At 44.5% G+C, this 20,266-nt stretch carries 19 protein-coding genes and 4 tRNA genes; 19 read left to right on the top strand and 4 right to left on the bottom strand.

Annotated features, from left to right (window positions below; all coding sequences use genetic code 11):
* Nucleotides 1-311: 311 nt before the first annotated feature.
* On the bottom strand, nt 312-1,145 hold the full coding sequence (locus DX060_RS09385) for an oxidoreductase (protein WP_115012190.1): 834 nt from the start codon (nt 1,143-1,145) through the stop codon (nt 312-314).
* A 27-nt stretch (nt 1,146-1,172) separates the two neighbouring features.
* Nucleotides 1,173-2,513 carry a flagellar protein export ATPase FliI gene (fliI, locus tag DX060_RS09380; RefSeq protein WP_115012189.1) on the bottom strand — a complete coding sequence of 447 codons (1,341 nt, stop codon included), beginning with the start codon at nt 2,511-2,513 and terminating at the stop codon, nt 1,173-1,175.
* Nucleotides 2,514-2,608: 95 nt separating this feature from the next.
* Here fliI and tig point away from each other — a divergent pair, with 95 nt between their 5' ends.
* The 7 genes from tig to queF all read left to right on the top strand — a co-directional run bounded on the left by tig (nt 2,609) and on the right by queF (nt 8,328).
* The gene (tig, locus tag DX060_RS09375; protein WP_115012188.1) at nt 2,609-4,051 is read left to right on the top strand and encodes a trigger factor; all 1,443 of its coding nucleotides are present in this window, start codon (nt 2,609-2,611) and stop codon (nt 4,049-4,051) included.
* A gap of 4 nt (nt 4,052-4,055) precedes the next feature.
* The gene (clpP, locus tag DX060_RS09370) at nt 4,056-4,643 is read left to right on the top strand and encodes an ATP-dependent Clp endopeptidase proteolytic subunit ClpP (protein WP_115012187.1); all 588 of its coding nucleotides are present in this window, start codon (nt 4,056-4,058) and stop codon (nt 4,641-4,643) included.
* A 21-nt stretch (nt 4,644-4,664) separates the two neighbouring features.
* Entirely contained in the window at nt 4,665-5,756 is a 1,092-nt protein-coding gene (locus tag DX060_RS09365) for a nucleotidyl cyclase domain-containing protein (protein ID WP_115012186.1), read from the top strand.
* On the top strand, nt 5,734-6,273 hold the full coding sequence (gene def / locus DX060_RS09360; RefSeq protein WP_115012185.1) for a peptide deformylase: 540 nt from the start codon (nt 5,734-5,736) through the stop codon (nt 6,271-6,273). The genes DX060_RS09365 and def overlap by 23 nt, the downstream gene beginning before the upstream one ends.
* A gap of 82 nt (nt 6,274-6,355) precedes the next feature.
* Nucleotides 6,356-7,156: a spermine/spermidine synthase domain-containing protein gene (locus tag DX060_RS09355; RefSeq protein ID WP_115012184.1), complete on the top strand. Its 801-nt coding sequence runs from the start codon at nt 6,356-6,358 to the stop codon at nt 7,154-7,156.
* Nucleotides 7,141-7,815, top strand: coding sequence for a dephospho-CoA kinase (gene coaE / locus DX060_RS09350; RefSeq protein ID WP_115012183.1), 675 nt, complete (start codon nt 7,141-7,143; stop codon nt 7,813-7,815). The genes DX060_RS09355 and coaE overlap by 16 nt, the downstream gene beginning before the upstream one ends.
* A gap of 39 nt (nt 7,816-7,854) precedes the next feature.
* On the top strand, nt 7,855-8,328 hold the full coding sequence (queF, locus tag DX060_RS09345; protein WP_115012182.1) for a preQ(1) synthase: 474 nt from the start codon (nt 7,855-7,857) through the stop codon (nt 8,326-8,328).
* A 126-nt stretch (nt 8,329-8,454) separates the two neighbouring features.
* Here queF and DX060_RS09340 read toward each other — a convergent pair whose 3' ends face one another.
* The gene (locus DX060_RS09340) at nt 8,455-9,606 is read right to left on the bottom strand and encodes a hypothetical protein (RefSeq protein WP_115012181.1); all 1,152 of its coding nucleotides are present in this window, start codon (nt 9,604-9,606) and stop codon (nt 8,455-8,457) included.
* Between the two features lie 235 nt (nt 9,607-9,841).
* Between DX060_RS09340 and DX060_RS09335 the strand changes: the two genes are divergently transcribed.
* Complete coding sequence (locus DX060_RS09335) at nt 9,842-12,016, top strand: hypothetical protein (RefSeq protein ID WP_115012180.1); 2,175 nt, start codon at nt 9,842-9,844, stop codon at nt 12,014-12,016.
* 31 nt (nt 12,017-12,047) lie between these two features.
* Here DX060_RS09335 and DX060_RS09330 read toward each other — a convergent pair whose 3' ends face one another.
* Nucleotides 12,048-12,611 (bottom strand): YceI family protein, encoded by a 564-nt coding sequence (locus DX060_RS09330; protein ID WP_115012179.1) that lies wholly within the window; start codon nt 12,609-12,611, stop codon nt 12,048-12,050.
* A gap of 118 nt (nt 12,612-12,729) precedes the next feature.
* On the opposite strand from DX060_RS09330, the gene tsaD reads away from it, so the two are divergent.
* From tsaD to DX060_RS09275, 11 genes are all read left to right on the top strand, one after another.
* Entirely contained in the window at nt 12,730-13,800 is a 1,071-nt protein-coding gene (gene tsaD / locus DX060_RS09325) for a tRNA (adenosine(37)-N6)-threonylcarbamoyltransferase complex transferase subunit TsaD (protein ID WP_115012178.1), read from the top strand.
* Between the two features lie 154 nt (nt 13,801-13,954).
* A complete protein-coding gene (locus DX060_RS09320) occupies nt 13,955-14,725 on the top strand; it encodes a fumarate reductase cytochrome b subunit (protein WP_115012177.1) in 771 nt (256 codons plus the stop codon).
* Entirely contained in the window at nt 14,726-16,696 is a 1,971-nt protein-coding gene (locus tag DX060_RS09315) for a fumarate reductase flavoprotein subunit (protein ID WP_115012176.1), read from the top strand. It abuts the gene before it with no gap.
* Entirely contained in the window at nt 16,696-17,427 is a 732-nt protein-coding gene (locus tag DX060_RS09310; RefSeq protein ID WP_115012175.1) for a fumarate reductase iron-sulfur subunit, read from the top strand. The genes DX060_RS09315 and DX060_RS09310 overlap by 1 nt, the downstream gene beginning before the upstream one ends.
* Before the next feature lie 22 nt (nt 17,428-17,449).
* Entirely contained in the window at nt 17,450-17,644 is a 195-nt protein-coding gene (locus DX060_RS11530) for a hypothetical protein (protein ID WP_181814273.1), read from the top strand.
* Nucleotides 17,645-17,754: 110 nt separating this feature from the next.
* Complete coding sequence (locus DX060_RS09300) at nt 17,755-18,477, top strand: alpha-1,2-fucosyltransferase (protein ID WP_115012174.1); 723 nt, start codon at nt 17,755-17,757, stop codon at nt 18,475-18,477.
* A gap of 153 nt (nt 18,478-18,630) precedes the next feature.
* The gene (locus tag DX060_RS09295; protein WP_181814272.1) at nt 18,631-19,821 is read left to right on the top strand and encodes an MFS transporter; all 1,191 of its coding nucleotides are present in this window, start codon (nt 18,631-18,633) and stop codon (nt 19,819-19,821) included.
* Nucleotides 19,822-19,886: 65 nt separating this feature from the next.
* Nucleotides 19,887-19,964 (top strand) — tRNA-Pro (locus DX060_RS09290).
* A 42-nt stretch (nt 19,965-20,006) separates the two neighbouring features.
* Nucleotides 20,007-20,083, top strand: a tRNA-His gene (locus tag DX060_RS09285).
* An 8-nt stretch (nt 20,084-20,091) separates the two neighbouring features.
* Nucleotides 20,092-20,168: transfer RNA gene (locus tag DX060_RS09280), tRNA-Arg, on the top strand.
* A gap of 8 nt (nt 20,169-20,176) precedes the next feature.
* Nucleotides 20,177-20,253: transfer RNA gene (locus DX060_RS09275), tRNA-Arg, on the top strand.
* Nucleotides 20,254-20,266: the final 13 nt, after the last annotated feature.

The raw sequence follows: 20,266 nt of genomic DNA, 5'->3' as shown, positions 1-20,266 counted from the left end.
TATGAAGTGATAGATTAACACCTTATCGCTAGGGGGGAGCGATAAGATGATAAGGAGTTAAATAAACAAAAAGGAGAGCAACGCATAAAAACTAAGATAATGTAAAAGACACTCTCAAAATGCGTTAGCCGGATATGCCATCCGGCTGGGTGGAATTATGAAATATAAAAGTAAATATTTACATAATTTTTACAAAAATTTTCGTTGTAACTACTTTAGGGTAGAATCTTGTTTCGCGCAATTCTCAATCAAAACCCCTAGCCATCACATCTAGTTATGAAGCGTGGTAGCTAGATTCTACTACCACTTCACTACCACCTCTTGCCCCACGCATAGGCGATAATTGTATCAAACAGCCTATCCCCCAAAAGGCGTTTAGCATAGAGCATAGGGCGTGCCATAAAGCCTACAAGATAGCGTGTTTTAGGGGTTTTGGCAGAGATGGCTTGATAGATGGTGTGTGCGATGAGACTAGGGCTAGAGAGTGAAGAGCCTTGATAAGTTTGCTCCAATGCCCTAGCATAATGCTCACATTGCTGCTTATACGCGCCACTCTCGCTAATCTCTCGCAAATGCCTTGCAGCAATAATCCCCCAATCAGTCTTAATCCCGCCGGGCTCAATGATGATGACTGCAATGCCAAAGGGCTTTAGCTCTAATCGCAAGCTATCGCATAGCCCCTCAAGGGCAAACTTGCTTGCGTGATACCACCCACCAAAGGGTGTCCATACCTTGCCAGCTATGGAGCTTACAGCGATGATTTTGCCAGCCCCCTTTGCTCGCATACTAGGGGCGATTAGCTGCACCAAGCGCGCAAAGGCAAAGAGATTAACCTCTAGCTGTGCTTTAGCGGATTCTAGCGGCGTATCCTCCACCGCGCCGTAGAATCCATACCCAGCATTGCTAATCAAAATATCAATACCGCCCTCTTTTTGCATAATGGATTCTACGCATAACCTAATGGATTCTTCTTGTAGCAGATCGATAAACACCACGCAAATCCCCATATCCTGCAAATCTTGCATACACTCTATGCGCCTAGCAGCGGCATAGACTTTGTAGCCTGCATTATGGAGTATCACCGCTGTCTCTTTGCCGATCCCGCTACTTGCTCCTGTGAGAAATACGACTTGTTGCTGCGCCATTGTGATCCTTGGGGTAAGAGATAGAATCTATGTGTTTGGATTTTGCATAAGCTCGCTTTGTGGCAGCGCAAACACCGCCTTTAGCATTATTAGAGCTTCTTCAAAGCTCACGCTATCATCTTCTGCTTGCTTTAAAAATTCTTCCATAACAGGCTTGATCGCCAGCGCGTAATCAAGCTCGGGATCGCTGCCGTGCTGGTAAGAGCCTATGCGTAGGAGAATCTCATTGTCCTTTAGCAGCGCGTAGTAGCGGCGGAATTTCTGTATCAGCTCCCTGTGCTCTTTGGTGATGATGTCATTGCTCACGCGCGAGGCAGAAGCTAGGATATTGATAGGCGGATAAATCCCAAAATCTGTCAAAGCTCGCTCTAAAATGATATGCCCATCAAGGATTGAGCGAGCTTGATCAGCGATAGGATCGCTTAAGTCATCGCCTTCTACAAGCACGGTGAAAAATGCTGTGATAGAGCCTTTGCCCTCTTCTTTACCTGCGCGCTCCATAAGCTGGGGCATAAGTGTGAGCACTGATGGCGGATAGCCCTTGCTTGTAGGTGGCTCGCCTAGGGCTAGCCCAATCTCTCGCTGCGCCATAGCAAAGCGCGTAACAGAATCCATAATAAACAGCACATCATTCCCCAAAGACTTAAAATACTCCGCCACTGCCATAGCACTAAATGCGCCATATTTGCGCATAAGAGGCGAGTCATCGCTTGTGGCTACGATTAGCACGGTGTTGCTAAGATCGCCGCCTAGGGACTTGTGGATAAACTCCGGCACCTCTCGCCCCCTTTCACCAATAAGAGCGATGACTTTTATTGGAGCTTTGCAGCCGCGCACAATCATTCCCATAAGGGTGGATTTCCCCACGCCAGATCCGGCAAAAATCCCAAGCTTCTGCCCCTTGCCGCAGGTAAGTAGTCCATTGATTGAGCGCACGCCTACATCAAAGACCTCATCGATAATGCCGCGCTTTAGTGCGCGAATGGGCGGCGTGATGATAGGCAAATGCGTGGATTCTAGCAGTGGGGGCTTGTCATCAATGGATGTGCCAAGTGGGTCAAACACGCGCCCAAGCATAGATTCTGCCATAGGGAAAGTTAAGCCATTTTTCTCAATCATCACAATATCATTGATCCCAAAATGCTCCACGAAAGAAAAGGGATTAAACCCGAAGCTCTGCCCATCGCTTAGCGTAACAATCCCTAGCGATTGACTAGAATCCTTGTGCGTGATTTTTACAATATCGCCAACTGATGGGCTAATGCCCTTGGCATAGATGATTGTGGGTGTGATCTTGGAGATGACACCATATTGTGGCGAGAGATTTGGGCGCGAGGCGAGTTTGTGTTTAAGCACACGGAGCGACATTACATTCCTTAAGAAGTCAAATCGTGTAATTTTATAATGTTTTTTGATATTTTTGGCTAAAATGCCCAGATTTACTCACATTTCAAGGATATGGTATGAATCTTCAAACAAGCAAAACCAACACCGCCAATGCGATCGCAAAAGGCAAAATCGCGCTTCAAGATCTTGAGAAAAAGCTAGAATCTATCGCGCAAAAAGCAAGCAAGACACTTAAAATCGCTGGGTTTAGACCCGGCAAAGTGCCTGTGCAAATTGTCAAATCTCGCTACAAAGATTCCCTAGAAAAAGACGCGCAAAAAGAGCTTGTGCAAGATATGCTATCAAATGCACTCAAAGAATTGCAGCTCACTCCCCAGCAGCTCATCGGCGATCCTATTATCACGAAGTTTGATAAAGGGGCAGAGGCAATTGAGGTGGAGATTGCTATTTCATTGATTCCAGAATTTAGCCTAGAAGCCCTAGAATCCAAAATCCCCACGCCCAAAATCCCCACGCCAGAGAAAAAAGACATACAAGAGCGACTTGATATGATGGCACAATCGCAAGGTGAGCTAGTAGAATCCAAAGATAAAGCAGTCAAAAAAGATCATATTGTCAATATTGACTTTGAAGGCTTTGTTGATGGCGTAGCTTTTGAAGGCGGCAAGGCAGAAGGCTTTGATCTCACGATTGGCAGCGGGCAGTTTATCCCCGGCTTTGAAGATGCGCTTATAGGTGTCAAAAATGGCGAAGAAAAGAGCATTGAGGTCAATTTCCCGGAGAATTATCACTCAAGTGCGCTAGCAGGCAAACTCGCGACTTTCAAGGTCAAGATCAATAAAATCCAAGAGCGCGTAAAATGCGCGATTGATGATGTGCTTGCGACAAAGATTCTAGGCAGAGATGATGCGACGCTTGCAGAGCTAGAATCTCGTATGAAAGATGAACTTGCCCTAGAGATGAAAAACCGCCACTACAATGATGAAATGAAGCAAAAATGTCTTGAAGCCCTTGATAGCGGCTTTAGCTTTGATTTGCCCGATGCTATTGTCGAGCAAGAAATGGATGTGCTATTCCGCAATGCGCTCTCCACAATCGCGCCAGATGAGCTAAAAGATTATCAGCAAGATGTGCAAAAAGCCAAAGATAAGCGCGAGAGCTTCCGTGATGAGGCGCGCAAGAGTGTGAAGATTACTTTCATTGTCGATGCTATCGCTAAGGCAAAGGGCATTACTATCAATGACAATGAAGTAATGCAGGCTATTTACTATGAATCAATGATGCAAGGTCAAAATCCAAAAGAGGTGCTTGAATACTATCGAGAAAATGGGCTGATCCCTGCAGTAAAAATGGCAATGATAGAAGATCGCGTGCTGCATCATCTGCTTGATGAAAAAGCCGGCTTGCTCGATAAAAAAGCAAAGGCTACAAAAGTGGATTCTAGCCAAGCGGACTCCAAAAAGGCGGATTCTACAAAAGTGGATTCTAGTGCTAATGAAGGCAAAAGCCCTGCCAAAGCCACCAAACCCAAAACAACCAAAAAAACTCCAAAGGCTTAATGCGATGAACTATATTCCTTATGTGATTGAAAAAACAGGGCGCAGTGAGCGAAGCTATGACATCTACTCAAGGCTACTTAAAGATCGCGTGATTTTGCTAAGTGGGGAGATTAACGATATGGTAGCAAGCTCCATTGTTGCCCAGCTATTGTTTCTTGAAGCAGAAGATCCAGAAAAAGACATCAATCTCTACATCAATTCCCCCGGAGGCGTGATCACAAGTGCGTTTAGTATCTATGATACTATGCAATATATCCGTCCAGATATTTGCACGATTTGCATAGGGCAGGCTGCTAGTGCTGGGGCGTTTTTGCTTAGCTGCGGGGCTAAGGGCAAGCGATATTCTCTGCCAAATTCTCGCATTATGATTCATCAGCCTCTTGGTGGTGCGCAAGGACAAGCCACAGATATAGAGATCCAAGCCAAAGAGATTTTACGACTTAAGTCAGTGCTTAATGAAATTATGGCTAGTAACACTGGGCAAACACTGAAAAAAATCGCCCAAGATACAGAAAGAGACTTTTTTATGAGTGCTAAAGAAGCCAAGGATTATGGACTAATCGATAAGGTTTTGACAAAAAGCATTAAATAGATCACATAAGCAAGGAAGACAATGGAGAAAAATCAAGAAAAAGCCTCTGATATAGGCTCTAATCCTTTCTTATCGGGGATCAATCCGGATGTGCATTCTGATATTGCGCCGGGATCTGGAGAAAGTGGTGATTTCATAGAGGTGGTAAATCGCCTTTCAGAGACCACTATCCATACCCTTCAAGCAGAATCCTTGCCTTGCCTACCTTCAAACTACCGCTTATATTTTGAGAAGTTTTTGCAAAAAGAGCCGCCAGCCATTAGGGAGAAAATCCGCACTATTATGCGTATGCAATCAGATTTAGAAAATCGCGCACTTGTGTTTGAGAAATCCGTAGGCGAGAGCTTGCGCATTATCAAGCAGGTGCTTGGCTGTATGTCTGTCGTGTATCAAAATTTCTTAATCGCTGAAAATGTAGTAAAGCAATATTCCAAAGATGTGGAGCAAGCAGATAATAAGCTCACTATGCGCAATGTGATGGACTTTTTTATCCGCGATATGACGAAAGTTACAAAGATCACTTCCAAGCAGCTTGATCAAATCCGCGAGCTTTATGCAAAGACTGATAAAAACCTTAAGCAAATCAGCCAAAATTCTGTCTATGATCTCAATCTTGATGTGTATAATAAAAGCTACTTTACTGATGTTTTGCTTAAAGAGCAAAAGCTCTGTTTGGAGTTTAATCACTCTTCAGTATTGATCTACATTACTCTGTCTCAAGATTTATCTCATCAGGTTGGGCAGGATTCTCCTGTTTTTACCATTCTTCTAAAGACTATGGCGAAATTTTTGCAAAAACACATACAAACTAGCGATTTTATCGCATATATGGGTGATGGTGTGTTTGGGATCTTGCTAAAGTATTCGGACTTGATTGAAGCCCAAGAGCTTTGTGTGTTTCTCTACCAATCAGCCCAGACAACTGATGTGTTTGTAGGGGATATGAATCTGCAACTTGATGTAACCTCAAGTATCGCAAAAATTATGCCAGAACGCTCTATTGAAGAGACACAAAGCGCGTGCCTTTCGACATTAAAAATCGCGCTTGATGAAAAGCGACATTGCAAAATCTACCAGCAGGATGATATCAATGGCGATTCTGCCGATAGTTAAATACCCAGACAAAAGACTTAAGACAAAATCCCAAAAAGTTAGGGAATTTGATGAGGGGCTTCATACTTTGCTTGATGATATGTATGAAACGATGATTGCTACAAATGGCATAGGACTTGCGGCGATTCAGGTCAATAAGCCTATTTGTGCGCTTGTGATCACCCTGCCGCGCGAAGAAGATGGGCAGCAATATGAAGAAGATAGATTAGAGCTTATTAACCCCACTTTGCTAAAAACTCAAGGCATAGTAACCTACCAAGAAGGCTGCTTGTCTGTCCCGGGATTTTATGAAGAGATTGAGCGATTTGAGTCAGTAAGTATAGGGTATCAAGATCGATTTGGCGTGGAGAGAGTCTTGCAGGCAGATGGCTTGCTTGCCATAGCGGTGCAGCACGAGATGGATCATTTAGATGGTGTTTTGTTTGTCGATAGACTGCCAATATTACGGCGTAAAAAATTTGAAAAAGAATTAAAGAGAATCCAAAAAGAGCAGAAAAGTAAAACACAAACAAGATAGCTAGCCACTAGGCTAAAAGTGGATTCTAGCGTGGGTAAATACGCTATAATCGCAGCATATTCATCATTATAAAGGATTTATTATGTGGCTCAATCACCAACTTAGCGCAGACTTTCATAAAGAATATGCCATCGAAGAAAAAACCCTTGATGTGCGAAGTGATCATATTTTAGAAATTTTTAAAAGCAAAAAATTTGGGCAAATTGCTCTTATCGATGAGCGCGAGCTATTGCTTGAATGCCATTTGGGCTATGTGAGTGAGTTTATCGCACATATTGGGGCTTGCTGCTTGCAGGTCAAAACCCCAGAATCCCCACAAGATCAAGCTCTTATACTTGGGGGGTTTAATCTCGAGCTTGCTTTTGAGCTACTTAAGCATAATATGCTTATACATTATATACAGAGTGATAGCAAGGTGCTAGATTCTCTTATAAGCTTTTTGCCGCATTTTCAAAGTGTGCGCGAGCATAGAGACTTTGGGCTGTATGCTAAAGCGATTGATCTGCCGCTAGGTAAATATCATCTAATCATTCACCAAGCCACCCCCAATGCCCACGAGCTTGATGGACTAAGCCGTATGCTATATATAGATGGGGTATTTATCGCAAGGCTTCCGCATCCGTATTTGCAAGCAGATGAGTGCAAACAGATGTTAAGTAGCGTGAGTGCGCTATTTTCTATCACTATGCCATTTGCTATGCCATTTTTTGGCGATGAGGTTTTTGTATTTGCTTCTAAGGCTACGCATCCCTTGGCTGATTTGTGGCTGCAAAGGGCTGATATGCTTGATAATCTTAGCTTCTATAATGCTGATATTCATAATGCCGCTTTTGCTATGCCCACGCGTTTAGCAAGCACTTTGCAGCCGTGGGTCAAAAACTAGAAAAAGTGGATTCTAGCTCCCTAGAATCCACTTTTGCCAAGTCTCTCTCCTTGCGCTATGGAGTCGCGCTGACAGGCGGTATAGCGTGTGGAAAAAGTAGCGTTAGTAGGCTTTTGCAAGCGCGTGGTTTTGAGATTATCTGTGCTGATAGTATCGCGCATTGTGTGCTTGAAGAATGTGCTGGCGTGCTTGTTGGCACCTTTGGCAAGGGTATTGTAGAATCTAATGGACCTATTACAATCAATCGCAAAGCCCTCGGGGAGATTGTCTTTAGCGATCCTGCAAAGCGCACTTTACTAGAATCCATAACTCACCCACGCATATACGCTCAAATCATCGCTAAAGCCTGTATGCTAGAAGCGCGTAAAAAGTGGTATTTCCTTGATATACCATTGTTTTTTGAAAGTGGTGGGAGGGCGCGCTATGGTGTGGATATGGTGGTGTGTGTGAGTGCTAGAGAAGACTTGCAGCTTGCGCGCTTAATGCAAAGAAACACACTCACATTAGAGCAGGCAAAAGCTAGAATCCAATCACAAATGCCACTAGGGCAAAAACTCGCCCAAAGTGATATTGTCATAGACAATAGCAGCACGCTTCCCGCGCTAGAAGCAAAAGTGGATTCTATGCTGCGCGAGCTTGCAATGCGTATCAAGGCATAGGTTTTGCTTTAGCTTTGCTATTTATACCAAGGAGTATCAATGGCAAATGATTTAGACTTAAAAGCCCTAGGCTCACGCACGACTTATGAGCATAACTACGCGCCAAGCTTGCTAGAAGCAGTCCCAAATCCCCACCCAGATGTGGCGTATTTTGTCAAATTTAATTGCCCAGAGTTCACCTCTTTATGCCCGATCACAGGGCAGCCAGACTTTGCTACTATTTATATCAGCTATATCCCAGATACGCTCATTGTAGAATCCAAATCACTTAAGCTCTATCTCTTTAGCTTCCGCAATCACGGCGCATTTCACGAAGATTGTATGAACCTTATTTTGAAAGATTTAAACAAACTTTTAGAGCCGCATTATATAGAGGTGTGGGGGAAGTTTCTCCCAAGAGGTGGGCTAAGTATCGATCCGTATTGTAATTATGGCAAGGGACAATATCAGCAAATGGCACAAATGCGCCTAGCCAATCACGATCTCTACCCAGAGACAATTACTAATCGCTAGAATCTAGCACTTTGCTTTGCACGACCTTATGGATATAGAGTAGGAATCCAAATACCTAGAATCTAAAAAGTGATTTACTGAAGAAAAAAAGAGAAAGCGATAGCGGGGTGTCCCGCTATCATAGGCTTAGAATACAAGTTTTGCAAATGCTATGGCATTGTGGTATTGTAGATTGCCACCAAAGCCGTTATTGACATAGCCACCGCCTACATCAAGAGCTAAACCTTCTCTCATAAAGCCTAGCCCTAGGTCAAACACACGCACAGAAGCCACGGCAGAAAACTCACTATAATCGCCACCAGCATAGAGCACATCAAGCTTTACTCTCTCGTGTTCTACACCGCCAAAAGCATACCAAGTGCTTGTCCCTGCACCAAAGTGTCCGGCGTGAGATGGCATAAGGTAGCGACCATAGAATCGAGTGTTGTCGCTGATTGTTTTGATACCAGCATTATCGCCGACCATATACCAGCCACCACCGAGTTTGAAAATATCTTGGAATCGAAGCTCTTCTTCAAGCTGCACGAACATTGTGTTGCCATTCCAGCCATTTTGCCACATAAACTTACCAGAAGTGATAGATTTCACACCACTACCACCTAGCACAAGTGCCGCTCTAGTCCCTGCTTGAAGCACATTGCTTTGAGAGTAAGAGTCTAGGAAGTAATGCACAAAAGGATCGATTTGCGCGATACCAAAGTCAAGATTCGCACCACCAGCTATAATGTCTCGGCTACCGATGTCAAAGTTATTAAAGCTTGATGGGAATCTAGTGTATGCAGTAAGCTCACTTGCGATACGCCCTGGTAACACACCAAATGTCGTGTAGTCATTTGCCCAAGTAGCCCAAATGTTTGACTTGCCTAGGTTGTAGCTAAAGCCCACACCTTGTATATAGCTATTAAGCCAATCTGATCGCATAAAGCTACCATCAAATCGCCCTGCATAGAAATCAAATGAGCCGTTATAGCGGAAATACAAGTCGGATAGATCGATGTATTTATCGCCATAGACATTATGTTTTGCGTAATTATCTGTCGCCCAAATTTGTGAGCCACCCCAGCCACCAACACCAAATCCAACGCTGTTAGATCCAATATCAATGCCTAGATGTCCAGTGAAGCCACCATAATTAACGCCGTCTTTGTTAAAATGCATATAATCGCCAAATTCTTGATTATACACTACACCTAAATGCCCAAATAGCTCTACATTTGCATTTGCACCTGTGGCAACTGCTGAAGCAAGAACAGCACTTATTAAAAGTTTGCTTTTCATCTTGTGTCCTTTGTTGTGAAGTTGAGCTTTGCTCACGGAAAGTATATCGACAAAACGCCTAATATTTTAATAGAAAAGTTAATGAGCCTTTGTCAATCGCCCTAAAATCCTTGATTTGCATAGATTTTATTTGTGTGATGCGTCCTTGGCTTGCTATTCAAGGTATGGCGGCTTCGCACAGAAATTATTAAGGTCTGCTATAATGCGTGCTTTTATTTTGGCTAAAGGGGTGTATATGAGAAGATTATCAGTGCTTTGGTTGTGGATTCTAGCGGGGCTAAGCGGGGTGTTTGTCCTTTGTGCTTTGGCACTTTATGGCATACATCATTATGCAAAATCCCATAGCTATGAAGCGACAATAGAAGCGACTTTCACCTCTGCTACTGCCTTCCCCCCCCCCCCCATAGCCAGCACACAAACTAGGACCTATATCTATCGCGCTAAGCTCCGTTTCCCAAGTCATATATTTCGCTATCAAAGAGATTTCACACTTCTTACAGATCTATCTACACAGCTCATACTCAATGCACCCGATACGCAGCTAATTAGCACAATCACGCTGGATAAAAACTATCTTGTCTTAGAGACAAAATCCCCCATATCAGCTATTTCTGGCACTTTGCATTATACAATCGCCATAGCACCCACACTATGGAAAAAGCTTTTGCTAGGCTATGGCTTTGTCGCAGGGCTATGTCTTTTGCTTAGCTTGGTATCTTATAAATATCACGCCTTGCAGATTCTAGCCAAGCGGTGGTATAGCAAGATCCCGGCACAAAGCTTTGCTGCAGTTACAAATTCTTTACATCAAAGCTCAAGCGTGTTTTGTGGTATTAGCTACAAAAGGTGGATTCTCATTGTGTGTGGTGTGGTATTTCTCATCGGCTTTGGCTTGCGCTGGTGGTATATGGGGCAAAAGATCCACTTGCACGGCGATGAGGTGTGGTCAGTAGCGATTAGCTCGCATTCTAAAGGGTGCTTATGGGGTGGGGAGTGTCGCGATGGGGTATATTATGGTAAAGAGATTAAAGAGCTAGAGCTATGGCATAATGCAAGCCCTATCTCCGCGCTTAAAGATATAGGGGATCTTTATCTCACAAATAATGGAGATTCCCATTCACACGCGAATTTGTATTATACGATTTTGCGTTTATGGCATATTGGCGTGCGCACAGGGGATTTGGGCTGGATTATCCAAAGGGGCGTGGGGGTAAATCTCCTGCTCTTTTATCCGCTTGCGTTTTTGTTTGGCTTTTTGCTTGGGCGGCAGCTGTTTGGCAGCAGCGTGCTTGTGTTGGCATTTGTATCTCTAGCTTTTCTTAATGGCGCAAGTATTTCTAATACGATGTTAATACGAGAATATGCCTTGCAGGAGTGCTTGTTTCTAGCGTTTGCTTGGATTATGGCGCGGCAATTTTGTCGCGCAAGTGTCTCTAGGGCAGAGATTATCTTAGGGGCTTTTGTGCTAGCTTGCTTCTTGCTTAGTGGGTATTTTGTCTTGCTATATGTGCTTATGCTTGGGGGGATTTTGGTGTTTTTATCGCTTGGTGCATCTGCCCAAAAAGCCAAAGCTTTGTTAGCTACTTTTGGGCTTGGTGTAGGCTTCACCTATGCGATGTATCCTATCTATCACAAAGGCTTCTTTGGTGGGCACGCTAGCTCTGCACTTGATAGGGCAGGTGGAGTAGGGACAAATCTTGCAGAATCTATGAATGCTTACGGGGAGATTTTGGGGCAAAATATTTTTACGCCCATTATTTTAGGGCTGTGTTGTGTGTCGCTTTTTGTGTGGTATAAAAATGCTCGCCTTATGCAAAATCTATGGAGCAAGGAGGTGTTTCTAGCGGTGCTTATGGGGGTCTTGGCTCTTGTTTTTGGGGTGGTGATTATGGCTGTGGCTCCGTGGAAGATCTTGCGCTTTGTCGTGGCTTCATTGCCATTGCTATGCTTGCTCCTTGTCGTTGTGCTTATGCCGATGCTTTTGCGCAGAAGTCTTGTAGCGTGTGTGGCTTGGGCTGGGATTATCCTAAGTCTTATGCTATATCATAAAGTAGGGTTTTTATCCTACCCAGAGGAAAAAGACAGAGCGTCTTTTGCCGTGTATCAAATGGAGCCTATACTTGATACAGAATTGCAAAGCGATAGGGCGATCCCTACGATTTATAGCCATATAAGCGATTATTCTTCTACAAGAGTGATTGCGTGGTTTAATGACTTGCGGCTTTATTATTTCATCAAGGATCCTTGGGAGGCGTTAGCAACGCTAACTTCACATAAACGCTGCTTTTTTATCACAGGCTTGCCTATTGAAGTGGTGCGGGATTATCTCGGGAGTGATTTTCGTGTAGAACTAGTGCAGCATACATTTGGGCTAAATCGCTACTATATAGAGCATACAGAGATACATTAGCCCAAAACCCTAGATAGAATCTAGGTCAAGCTTATTTGCTATGGGCTTCAAGCTGGATGCGTAGTGCGATTTCATCGCTTACAAGGGCATCTTTTGTATCCATACCGATTCCAAAGTCTTTGCGGTTTAGCTTGCCTTCAAGCTTGATGGCGATTGCAAGTTTGTTTTCTTTGCTCATTGGGTTTGTTACCGGACCTTTTATGCTCATATCAAATACAACAGACTTTGTAATGCCGCGGATTGTTACATCTGCCGTAAGCTTTTTGCCCTTGATAGATTTCATCACAAGCGTGGCTTTGGGGAATTTCGCAGAATCAAAAAAATCAGGCGCATTTAGGTGCTTATCTCGTGAGTCATTTTTGGTATCAATGGAGGAGATAAGCACTTCACCACTAAGAGCTTTTAGGGTTTTGGTGTTCTCATCAAAATCCACTACACCGCTAAAGGTATTAAACGCGCCATCGACATCGCTGATCATCATATGCGTAACTTGAAAATTCACTGCAGAATGCGATACATCAACATCATATTGTGCTGCGCTACTTGCAGAGAGAGCTAGAGCCAAGATTGAGCTAACAAGTAGAGACTTTTTCATAAATGTCCTTCATTGTGGGATTGCACCAGATCTAAAGTCCGGTGCCGTAGATTCTAACGCGCAAATGTTAATACGCGCTGATTCTTTGTATAATTGTATTTTACTATAAGGAGTGGCAATGCTTTTAAGCATAGAAAGTAGCTGTGATGATAGCTCACTTGCTCTCACAGACATAGCAAGTGCCAAGCTTGTATTCCACCATAAAATTTCACAAGATAGTGCGCATAGTGTGTATGGTGGCGTTGTGCCAGAGATTGCCTCAAGGCTGCATACAAAGGGACTGCCAGAGATTCTAGCTATACTAAAGGGCGAGCTAGGGGATTTTACGCGCCTTAAAGCAGTGGCGATCACCACAGAGCCGGGGTTGTCTGTGAGTCTTATTGAAGGGCTAATGATGGCAAAGCTTCTTGCTCTAAGCTTGCGTATCCCACTTATTGCTATCAACCACCTAATCGGGCATTTTTACTCACTTTTTATCAATCAGCGTGAAGCTATTTTTCCTATGAGTGTGTTGCTTGTATCTGGCGGGCATACGCAGATTATGCAAGCACGCAGTGAAGAAGAGTTTTTGATCATCGCTCAAAGTCTAGATGATAGCTTTGGTGAAAGCTTTGATAAAGTCGCTAAAATGCTCTCCCTTGGCTATCCGGGCGGACCTATTATAGAATCCTATGCCTCTAAGCTATCGCCCACCACTAGAATCCACTCTCTCCCCCTCCCGCTAAAAGACAAGCACGGATTTAGCTTCTCTGGGCTTAAAAATGCCACGCGATTGCTCATAGAATCTCTATCAAGCCACGATCCTAGCAAAGTGGATTCTAGGCTAAAAGTGGATTCTAGTCTCAATGAGAGTGATAAAGCATTGGTGTGCGCATCGTTTCAAAAAGCTGCCATAGCTCATATTAGCAATCAAGTAGAAAAATATCTCAAGCATAAAAATAATGATGGTATCCGTGATTTTGCCATTGTAGGTGGGGCGAGTAGTAATGCAAGCTTGCGCGCTGAGATAGAGCGACTTTGCACGCGCTTTGGACTTAGACTGCATCTAGCACCGCTAGAGTTTTGCGCTGATAATGCTGCGATGATAGGGCGTGCTGCGATCCCAGAGTGGCAAAAGGGAGCATTTGCAGACTCAATCGCTCAAGAAGTAAGCCCGCGTAGCACGACCAATTATCTTCGCACTCTCTAATGGTTCTTGGGATTTTACACAAGAGTCATTACCACACAATTGGCAATGTAATCATAGACTTAAATTTCTCATTTTTTAGGTATTTTTGCTTATAAATAGATTATAATTCACGCACAACCCTAGAATCTAGGGCGAACACACTTAAGGAGATTCAATGCAAGAAGACAAGATCATTGAAAGTTACACAGGTGTAACAAAGGAGAGAAAAAAGAGCAAAATGCCTGCTCGGCTAGATTTTTGGCAGAGTGCTACGGGGCTTTTCTTGGCATTATTTATGCTCGCGCATTTGCTGTTTGTATCTAGCATTTTGGTTAGCCAAGAGGCGATGTTTGCAGTAACGACATTCTTTGAAGGAAGTTTCATCTTTGGTGATGAGGGGCAGCCGTTTTTGGTGTCGATTGTGGCGGCAGTGGTGATTGTAGCCTTTGTCGCGCACGCATTTTTGGCATTGCGCAAGTTTCCTGTCAATTATCGTCAATTTATCGCGCTAAAAACGCATAAAAAGCTGATGAAACACGGCGACACAAGTTTGTGGGTGATCCAAGCTGCCACAGGGTTTGCGATGTTTTTCCTAGCGATGCCTCATCTTTTTACCAACCTTACCCAGCCTGAACACATAGGACCACTTGCCTCATCATTCCGCTTTGTGCATCAAAATTACTGGCTTTTATATATATTTTTGCTTTTTGCTGTGGAGCTACACGGCTCGATTGGACTCTATCGCCTCTGTATCAAATGGGGTTGGTTTGAGAAGCTTGGCATACAAAATCTTCGCCGTGTTAAGTGGGCGTTATCGGTGTTTTGTATCGTGCTTGGGCTTTGCTCCTATGCTGCATATATCAAAATCGGTCAAGGGCTGGATTCTAGCAAGGGCATAGAGCATTATCGCGCAGTTGATGTAGCCACAAAAGGAAAAGGAGAGTAGATGAAAGTAGTATATTCAGATGCGTTAATTATCGGCGGCGGTTTGGCTGGGCTTCGCGCCTCTATTGCGACAAAGCAAAAGGGCTTAAGCACAATCGTGCTATCTCTTGTGCCTGTCAAGCGCAGCCACTCGGCAGCAGCACAAGGCGGTATGCAAGCAAGTCTTGGTAATTCAAAAATGAGCGATGGGGATAATGAAGACCTGCACTTTGCAGACACTGTTAAAGGAAGCGATTGGGGCTGTGATCAAAAGGTAGCTAGAATGTTTGTTACCACTGCGCCTAAGGCGATTAGAGAGCTTGCTTCGTGGGGAGTGGCTTGGACTAGAATCCAAAAAGGCGATCGCACCGCCGTCATTAACGCGCAAAAGACCACTATCACAGAAGAAGACTTCCGCCACGGCTATATCCACTCTCGCGACTTTGGTGGGACAAAAAAGTGGCGCACCTGCTACACCGCTGATGCCACGGGGCATTCTATGCTCTACGCTGTGGCAAATGAAGCCTATAAACACGGCGTAGATATACAAGACCGCAAAGAAGCCTTGCGCTTAATTCACAAAGATGGGATCTGCTATGGGGCTGTCGTGCGCGATCTCATCACAGGCGAGCTTATCGCCTATGTGGCAAAAGGCACGCTTATCGCCACAGGTGGCTATGGCAGGATCTACAAAAACACCACAAATGCCGTGATTTGCGAGGGTATTGGGCTTGCTATTGCAATGGAGACAGGAGTAGCAAAGCTTGGCAATATGGAAGCAGTGCAGTTCCACCCAACGCCACTTTTCCCTAGTGGGATCTTGCTCACAGAGGGCTGCCGCGGTGATGGCGGGATCTTGCGCGATGTCGATGGCTATCGCTTTATGCCTGATTATGAGCCGGAGAAAAAGGAGCTTGCAAGTCGCGATGTCGTCTCTCGCCGTATGATCCAAAGGATTAGAGAGGGCAAGGGTGTGAAGTCTGCGTATGGAGAGCATTTGTGGCTTGATATTTCAATCCTTGGGAGAGAGCATATCGAGCGCAACTTACGCGATGTGCAAGAGATCTGCCAAGTGTTTGCAGGGATTGACCCAGCGGAGAAATGGGCGCCTGTGAAGCCTATGCAGCACTATTCTATGGGCGGTATCCGCACAAATTATCAAGGACACACTGCACTTGCAGGGCTTTTTGCCGCTGGTGAAGCAGCGTGCTGGGATATGCACGGCTTTAATCGCTTAGGTGGGAACTCTGTGAGTGAAGCAGTGGTTAGCGGTATGATTATTGGGGATTATTTTGCGCAGCATTGTGAGCAAGCGAAAATGGACTTGCAAACTTCTGTGATTGAGCAGTTTGTCGCCAAAGAGCAAGCTTACCTAGAATCTCTTGTCAATAATAGCGGACACGAAAATGTCTATGAGCTTAAAAACGCGATGAAAGACATTATGGAAGAAGATGTAGGGATTTTCCGCGATGGCAAGGGGCTAGAAGATGCTGTTGCTCGTTTGGAAGAAATCTACAAACGAAGCAAAAACATCGGTATCAAAAACAAAAAGCTCCATAACAACCCCGAGCTAGAGGACGCCTATCGCGTGCCTAAAATGATCAAGCTCGCCCTTTGTGTGGCTCTTGGTGCGCTTAATCGCACAGAATCTAGAGGCGCACATACGCGTGAAGACTATCCAAAACGCGATGATGAAAAATGGCTAAAGCGCACACTTGCTTCGTGGGAGAGCGATACACAAACACTACCCACACTCTCCTATGAAAACCTAGATATTATGTCTATGGAGATCGCGCCCGGATTCCGTGGCTATGGGGCAAAGGGTATGATTATTGAAAATCCCCTTTCTGCCAAACGCCAAGCCGAGATTGATAAAATCACCCAAGAGGTGCAAGCGCGTGGCGGCGATCGCTATGAGCTACAACAGGCTCTTATGGACTTTGACTTGCAGCCCAAGTATAAAGAAAAAAATCAACGACTAGGAGATAAATAATGGAAGCAAAAGGAAGAACACTTACTATTCGTGCTTTGAAGTTTGATCCGCATAGCGCAGTGTCAAAGCCACACTTTGCTGAGTATAAGATCGAAGAAACGGATTCTATGACGATTTTCATCGCGCTAAATCTTATCCGTGAAAATCAAGATCCAGATCTAAGCTTTGATTTTGTCTGCCGTGCTGGGATTTGCGGTAGCTGCTCGATGATGATCAATGGTCGCCCAAGGCTTGCCTGCCGCACGCTGACAAAAGACTTCCCCGATACTATCACGCTTATGCCTCTGCCTGCATTCAAGCTTATCAAGGATCTAAGTGTCAATACGGGCGAGTGGTTTGCCGGTATGACAAAGCGCGTGGAGAGCTGGGTGCATAGCAATGAGGAGACAGATATTTCCAAGCTTGAGAAGCCTATCGATCCGCAAGAAGCGCAAGATGTGTTTGAGCTAGATCGCTGCATTGAGTGTGGTTGCTGTATCGCAAGCTGTGCGACCAAGCTTATGCGCGAAGATTTTGTCGGTGCAGCTGGTATGAATAGAATCGTGCGCTTTATGATCGACTCCCACGATAAACGCAGTGATGAAGATTTCTACGAGCTAGTGGGCAATGATGATGGCGTGTTCGGCTGTATGAGTCTTATCGCCTGCCACGATACTTGTCCTAAAAATCTCCCCCTTCAAAGCAAAATCGCCTATTTGCGCCGCAAAATGGTAGCCGTAGGCGCGAAATAGGGATAAGGATAAAAGGCAAGCGATGGTTACTATCTATTTGTGCGGAGGACTTGGAAATCAAATGTTTCAATACGCCTTTGCCAAATTTCTAGAATCCAAAGGCTTTGCAGTGGCACTAGAGGCGACGCATTTTCTCCCAGAATCCAAAGAAGCCTTTGGGCTAGCCAACGCTTCCGCTGGAATCGGGGGGGGGGGGGGCAAGATACGCGCGATCTAGAATTAGCGCATTTTGCTATCACACTGCCTATTTTGTCTAAGCCTGAGCTTTTTGCTCACTTTTATGGATGTGATAGGTGGTTTTGGTTTTTTCGTATATATCATAAGTTTATGCGTATTGCGCCAAAGCCCCTTTACCAGATTCTACAAGCATTGCTGCCAAGCAATCGCAAAGCTCACCCCTATAAATCCACAATCACAGAAGCCAAATTAGGTGAAGCCATACCACTGCACTCTATCACAAGCGATACTCGCGTGTTTGGATACTATGGAAATCTCTCTTATATCAAGGGATTAAAAGAGATTTTGCGTAGAGACTTCACTTGTCCCCTAACGCCAGCAAACCGCAATCTACAAGCCCAAATACAAGCCACGCCTAATGCAACTTTTATCCACATTAGAAGAGGGGATTACTTGCGTTTGTGGCAATATCTTGAGCTAGGAAAGGCGTATTATGAATGTGCCATTACCCAAGTGCTTAAGGCTCTTGGTGGCGGGGTGCATTTTTTTGTATTTAGCAATGATATTGCGTGGTGCAAGCAAGAGTTTTTAGGGCTATTAGATCGTGATGTGTATGCTGGATGTTCTTTTAGCTTTATTGATAATAATGACGAGAGCAATCCCACACAAGAGCTAATGCTTATGCGCAGTTGCCAGCACGCCATCACTGCTAATAGCACTTTTAGCTGGTGGGCTGCCTATCTTATAGAAAATCCCCATAAAATAGTCATAATGCCTAGCATACATTTGCTTGATGAGCCTGATTGCACGATCAATATAATGCCTGATGATTGGATCGTGCTAAATCCTACTTGGGGTAATCAAGTGTGCTAGTATCTAGGGGCTTATTGCCTATGGCAAGAGTTGGATTCTAGCCTAGCTCATCAATCTGTTTTATTTTATTAAGAATTTGCTACAATGTTTTCTTACACCACATATATCAATGCAGCTTACTTTAATGCTTATTTGAAATTTTATGGAGATATTATGACATCACAGAATTCATCGCTAGTTACTAGGCTTGCCATTTTTGCTATCGCTTCTACCACTGTGCTTGGTCCTACTATCATCGCGCCAAGTTTGCCTGAGCTTGAAGCGCATTTTGCCAGCACGCCACACGCAGATATGCTCTCTAAGCTTATTTTAACGCTGCCAGCACTATCGATTATGATTTTCTCACCTCTAGCCGGATTTGTCTATGCGGCATATAAAAGGCTTCCTGTCATCTTTGCTGCATTGTTGCTATGGAGTGTGGCGGGGGCAAGTGGCTTTATGCTAGATAATCTTTATGCCTTGCTTGTATCGCGCTTTTTCTTAGGGGTCGCCACGGCATTTTTAGCCACAGGTGTGGGCGTGCTTATAGGGGATTATTACAAAGGTAGGGCGAGAGAAAAGGTCCTTAGCACGCAGAATTTTGCTATGGCAATTGGCGGGGCGATATTTCTTGTAGGTGGAGGTGTGCTTGCAGAAATTAGCTGGAGATTTCCATTTCTTGCCTATCTGGGCGGGATTTTTATCCTGCTCTATGTTAAATTCGCACTCTTTGAGCCACGCGCTATCCCACAAGCCCCAAAGGTCTCACACGACTCTTTTGTGCAACGCCTGCGTGCTATGGGTGCTTGGCTGTATAAATTTGCCCCTGTGTATTTTCTAGGGTTTTTTGCGATGATGATGTTTAATGTCGTGCCTACGCAAATCCCATTTTTTATCTCCCATATCTTAGAAAAGCCCAATTCTCAAATCGGTATTTCTATGGCAAGCACAAGTTTGGCTATGGCGTTTTTCAGCCTAATGTATAACCGCGTGCGTGCGTTTCTTTCTATCAAACATATTGCATCTGTCGCGCTTATGCTTATAGGGACAGGGCTATTTATCATCGGCTTTTTTCACAACTATATTTCACTGCTTTTTGCGCTTATGTGCATAGGCGCAGGGCTTGGGCTAATGCTTATCAATAATAGCTCGTGGCTCTATATGCTAGCAAGTGATAGTGAGCGTCCTAAAGCGTATGGATTTTTGGCGAGCTTTTTGTTTATGGGGCAGTTTTGCTCGCCTTTTCTCACCCAGCCTATTGTTAAAGCCTTTGGGCTTATTGAGATGTTTGTGATTATGGGTTTTGTGCTGTATGGACTAGCGGCTGTATTTTTCTTTTACAAAGGTGCTAGCTTAAGGTCGTGATCTTGACATTTTTTATAGCCTTTAGCTATAATCTGCGTTTCTAAAATGTTTGGGTATCGAGTAATCGGGGCGTAGCTCAGTCTGGTTAGAGTACTTGGTTTGGGACCAAGGGGTCGAAGGTTCGAATCCTTTCGCCCCGACCATTTTGGGAAGCTTATTTTTCTTCTTTTTGATATTTTCTTATGGTGGGTGTAGCTCAGTTGGTTAGAGCATCAGTTTGTGGCACTGAGGGTCGTGGGTTCGAGCCCCATCATCCACCCCATACTTTGTGCGTTCGTAGCTCAATTGGATAGAGCACCAGACTTCGGATCTGGGGGTTAGGGGTTCGACTCCCTTCGGGCGCACCACCTAGCCTGCGCCCATAGCTCAGCTGGATAGAGCAACGGCCTTCTAAGCCGTAGGTCAGAGGTTCAAATCCTCTTGGGTGCGCCAGCTTGATTTTGGC

It is taken from the genome of Helicobacter canis, from assembly GCF_900451095.1.
GTDB lineage: Bacteria > Campylobacterota > Campylobacteria > Campylobacterales > Helicobacteraceae > Helicobacter_B > Helicobacter_B zhangjianzhongii.
This window is presented reverse-complemented; position numbering and strand designations above follow the sequence as displayed.

Coding starts and splice junctions, on each gene's coding strand:
- clpP (WP_115012187.1), top strand. CDS start 4,056: ATGAACTATATTCCTTATGTGATTGAAAAAACAGGGCGCAGTGAGCGA.
- tig (WP_115012188.1), top strand. CDS start 2,609: ATGAATCTTCAAACAAGCAAAACCAACACCGCCAATGCGATCGCAAAA.
- tsaD (WP_115012178.1), top strand. CDS start 12,730: ATGCTTTTAAGCATAGAAAGTAGCTGTGATGATAGCTCACTTGCTCTC.
- DX060_RS09315 (WP_115012176.1), top strand. CDS start 14,726: ATGAAAGTAGTATATTCAGATGCGTTAATTATCGGCGGCGGTTTGGCT.
- DX060_RS09365 (WP_115012186.1), top strand. CDS start 4,665: ATGGAGAAAAATCAAGAAAAAGCCTCTGATATAGGCTCTAATCCTTTC.
- queF (WP_115012182.1), top strand. CDS start 7,855: ATGGCAAATGATTTAGACTTAAAAGCCCTAGGCTCACGCACGACTTAT.
- DX060_RS09330 (WP_115012179.1), bottom strand. CDS start 12,611: ATGAAAAAGTCTCTACTTGTTAGCTCAATCTTGGCTCTAGCTCTCTCT.
- DX060_RS09335 (WP_115012180.1), top strand. CDS start 9,842: ATGAGAAGATTATCAGTGCTTTGGTTGTGGATTCTAGCGGGGCTAAGC.
- DX060_RS09300 (WP_115012174.1), top strand. CDS start 17,755: ATGCGTATTGCGCCAAAGCCCCTTTACCAGATTCTACAAGCATTGCTG.
- DX060_RS09295 (WP_181814272.1), top strand. CDS start 18,631: ATGACATCACAGAATTCATCGCTAGTTACTAGGCTTGCCATTTTTGCT.
- def (WP_115012185.1), top strand. CDS start 5,734: ATGGCGATTCTGCCGATAGTTAAATACCCAGACAAAAGACTTAAGACA.
- DX060_RS09355 (WP_115012184.1), top strand. CDS start 6,356: ATGTGGCTCAATCACCAACTTAGCGCAGACTTTCATAAAGAATATGCC.
- DX060_RS09385 (WP_115012190.1), bottom strand. CDS start 1,145: ATGGCGCAGCAACAAGTCGTATTTCTCACAGGAGCAAGTAGCGGGATC.
- DX060_RS09310 (WP_115012175.1), top strand. CDS start 16,696: ATGGAAGCAAAAGGAAGAACACTTACTATTCGTGCTTTGAAGTTTGAT.
- fliI (WP_115012189.1), bottom strand. CDS start 2,513: ATGTCGCTCCGTGTGCTTAAACACAAACTCGCCTCGCGCCCAAATCTC.
- DX060_RS11530 (WP_181814273.1), top strand. CDS start 17,450: ATGGTTACTATCTATTTGTGCGGAGGACTTGGAAATCAAATGTTTCAA.
- DX060_RS09340 (WP_115012181.1), bottom strand. CDS start 9,606: ATGAAAAGCAAACTTTTAATAAGTGCTGTTCTTGCTTCAGCAGTTGCC.
- DX060_RS09320 (WP_115012177.1), top strand. CDS start 13,955: ATGCAAGAAGACAAGATCATTGAAAGTTACACAGGTGTAACAAAGGAG.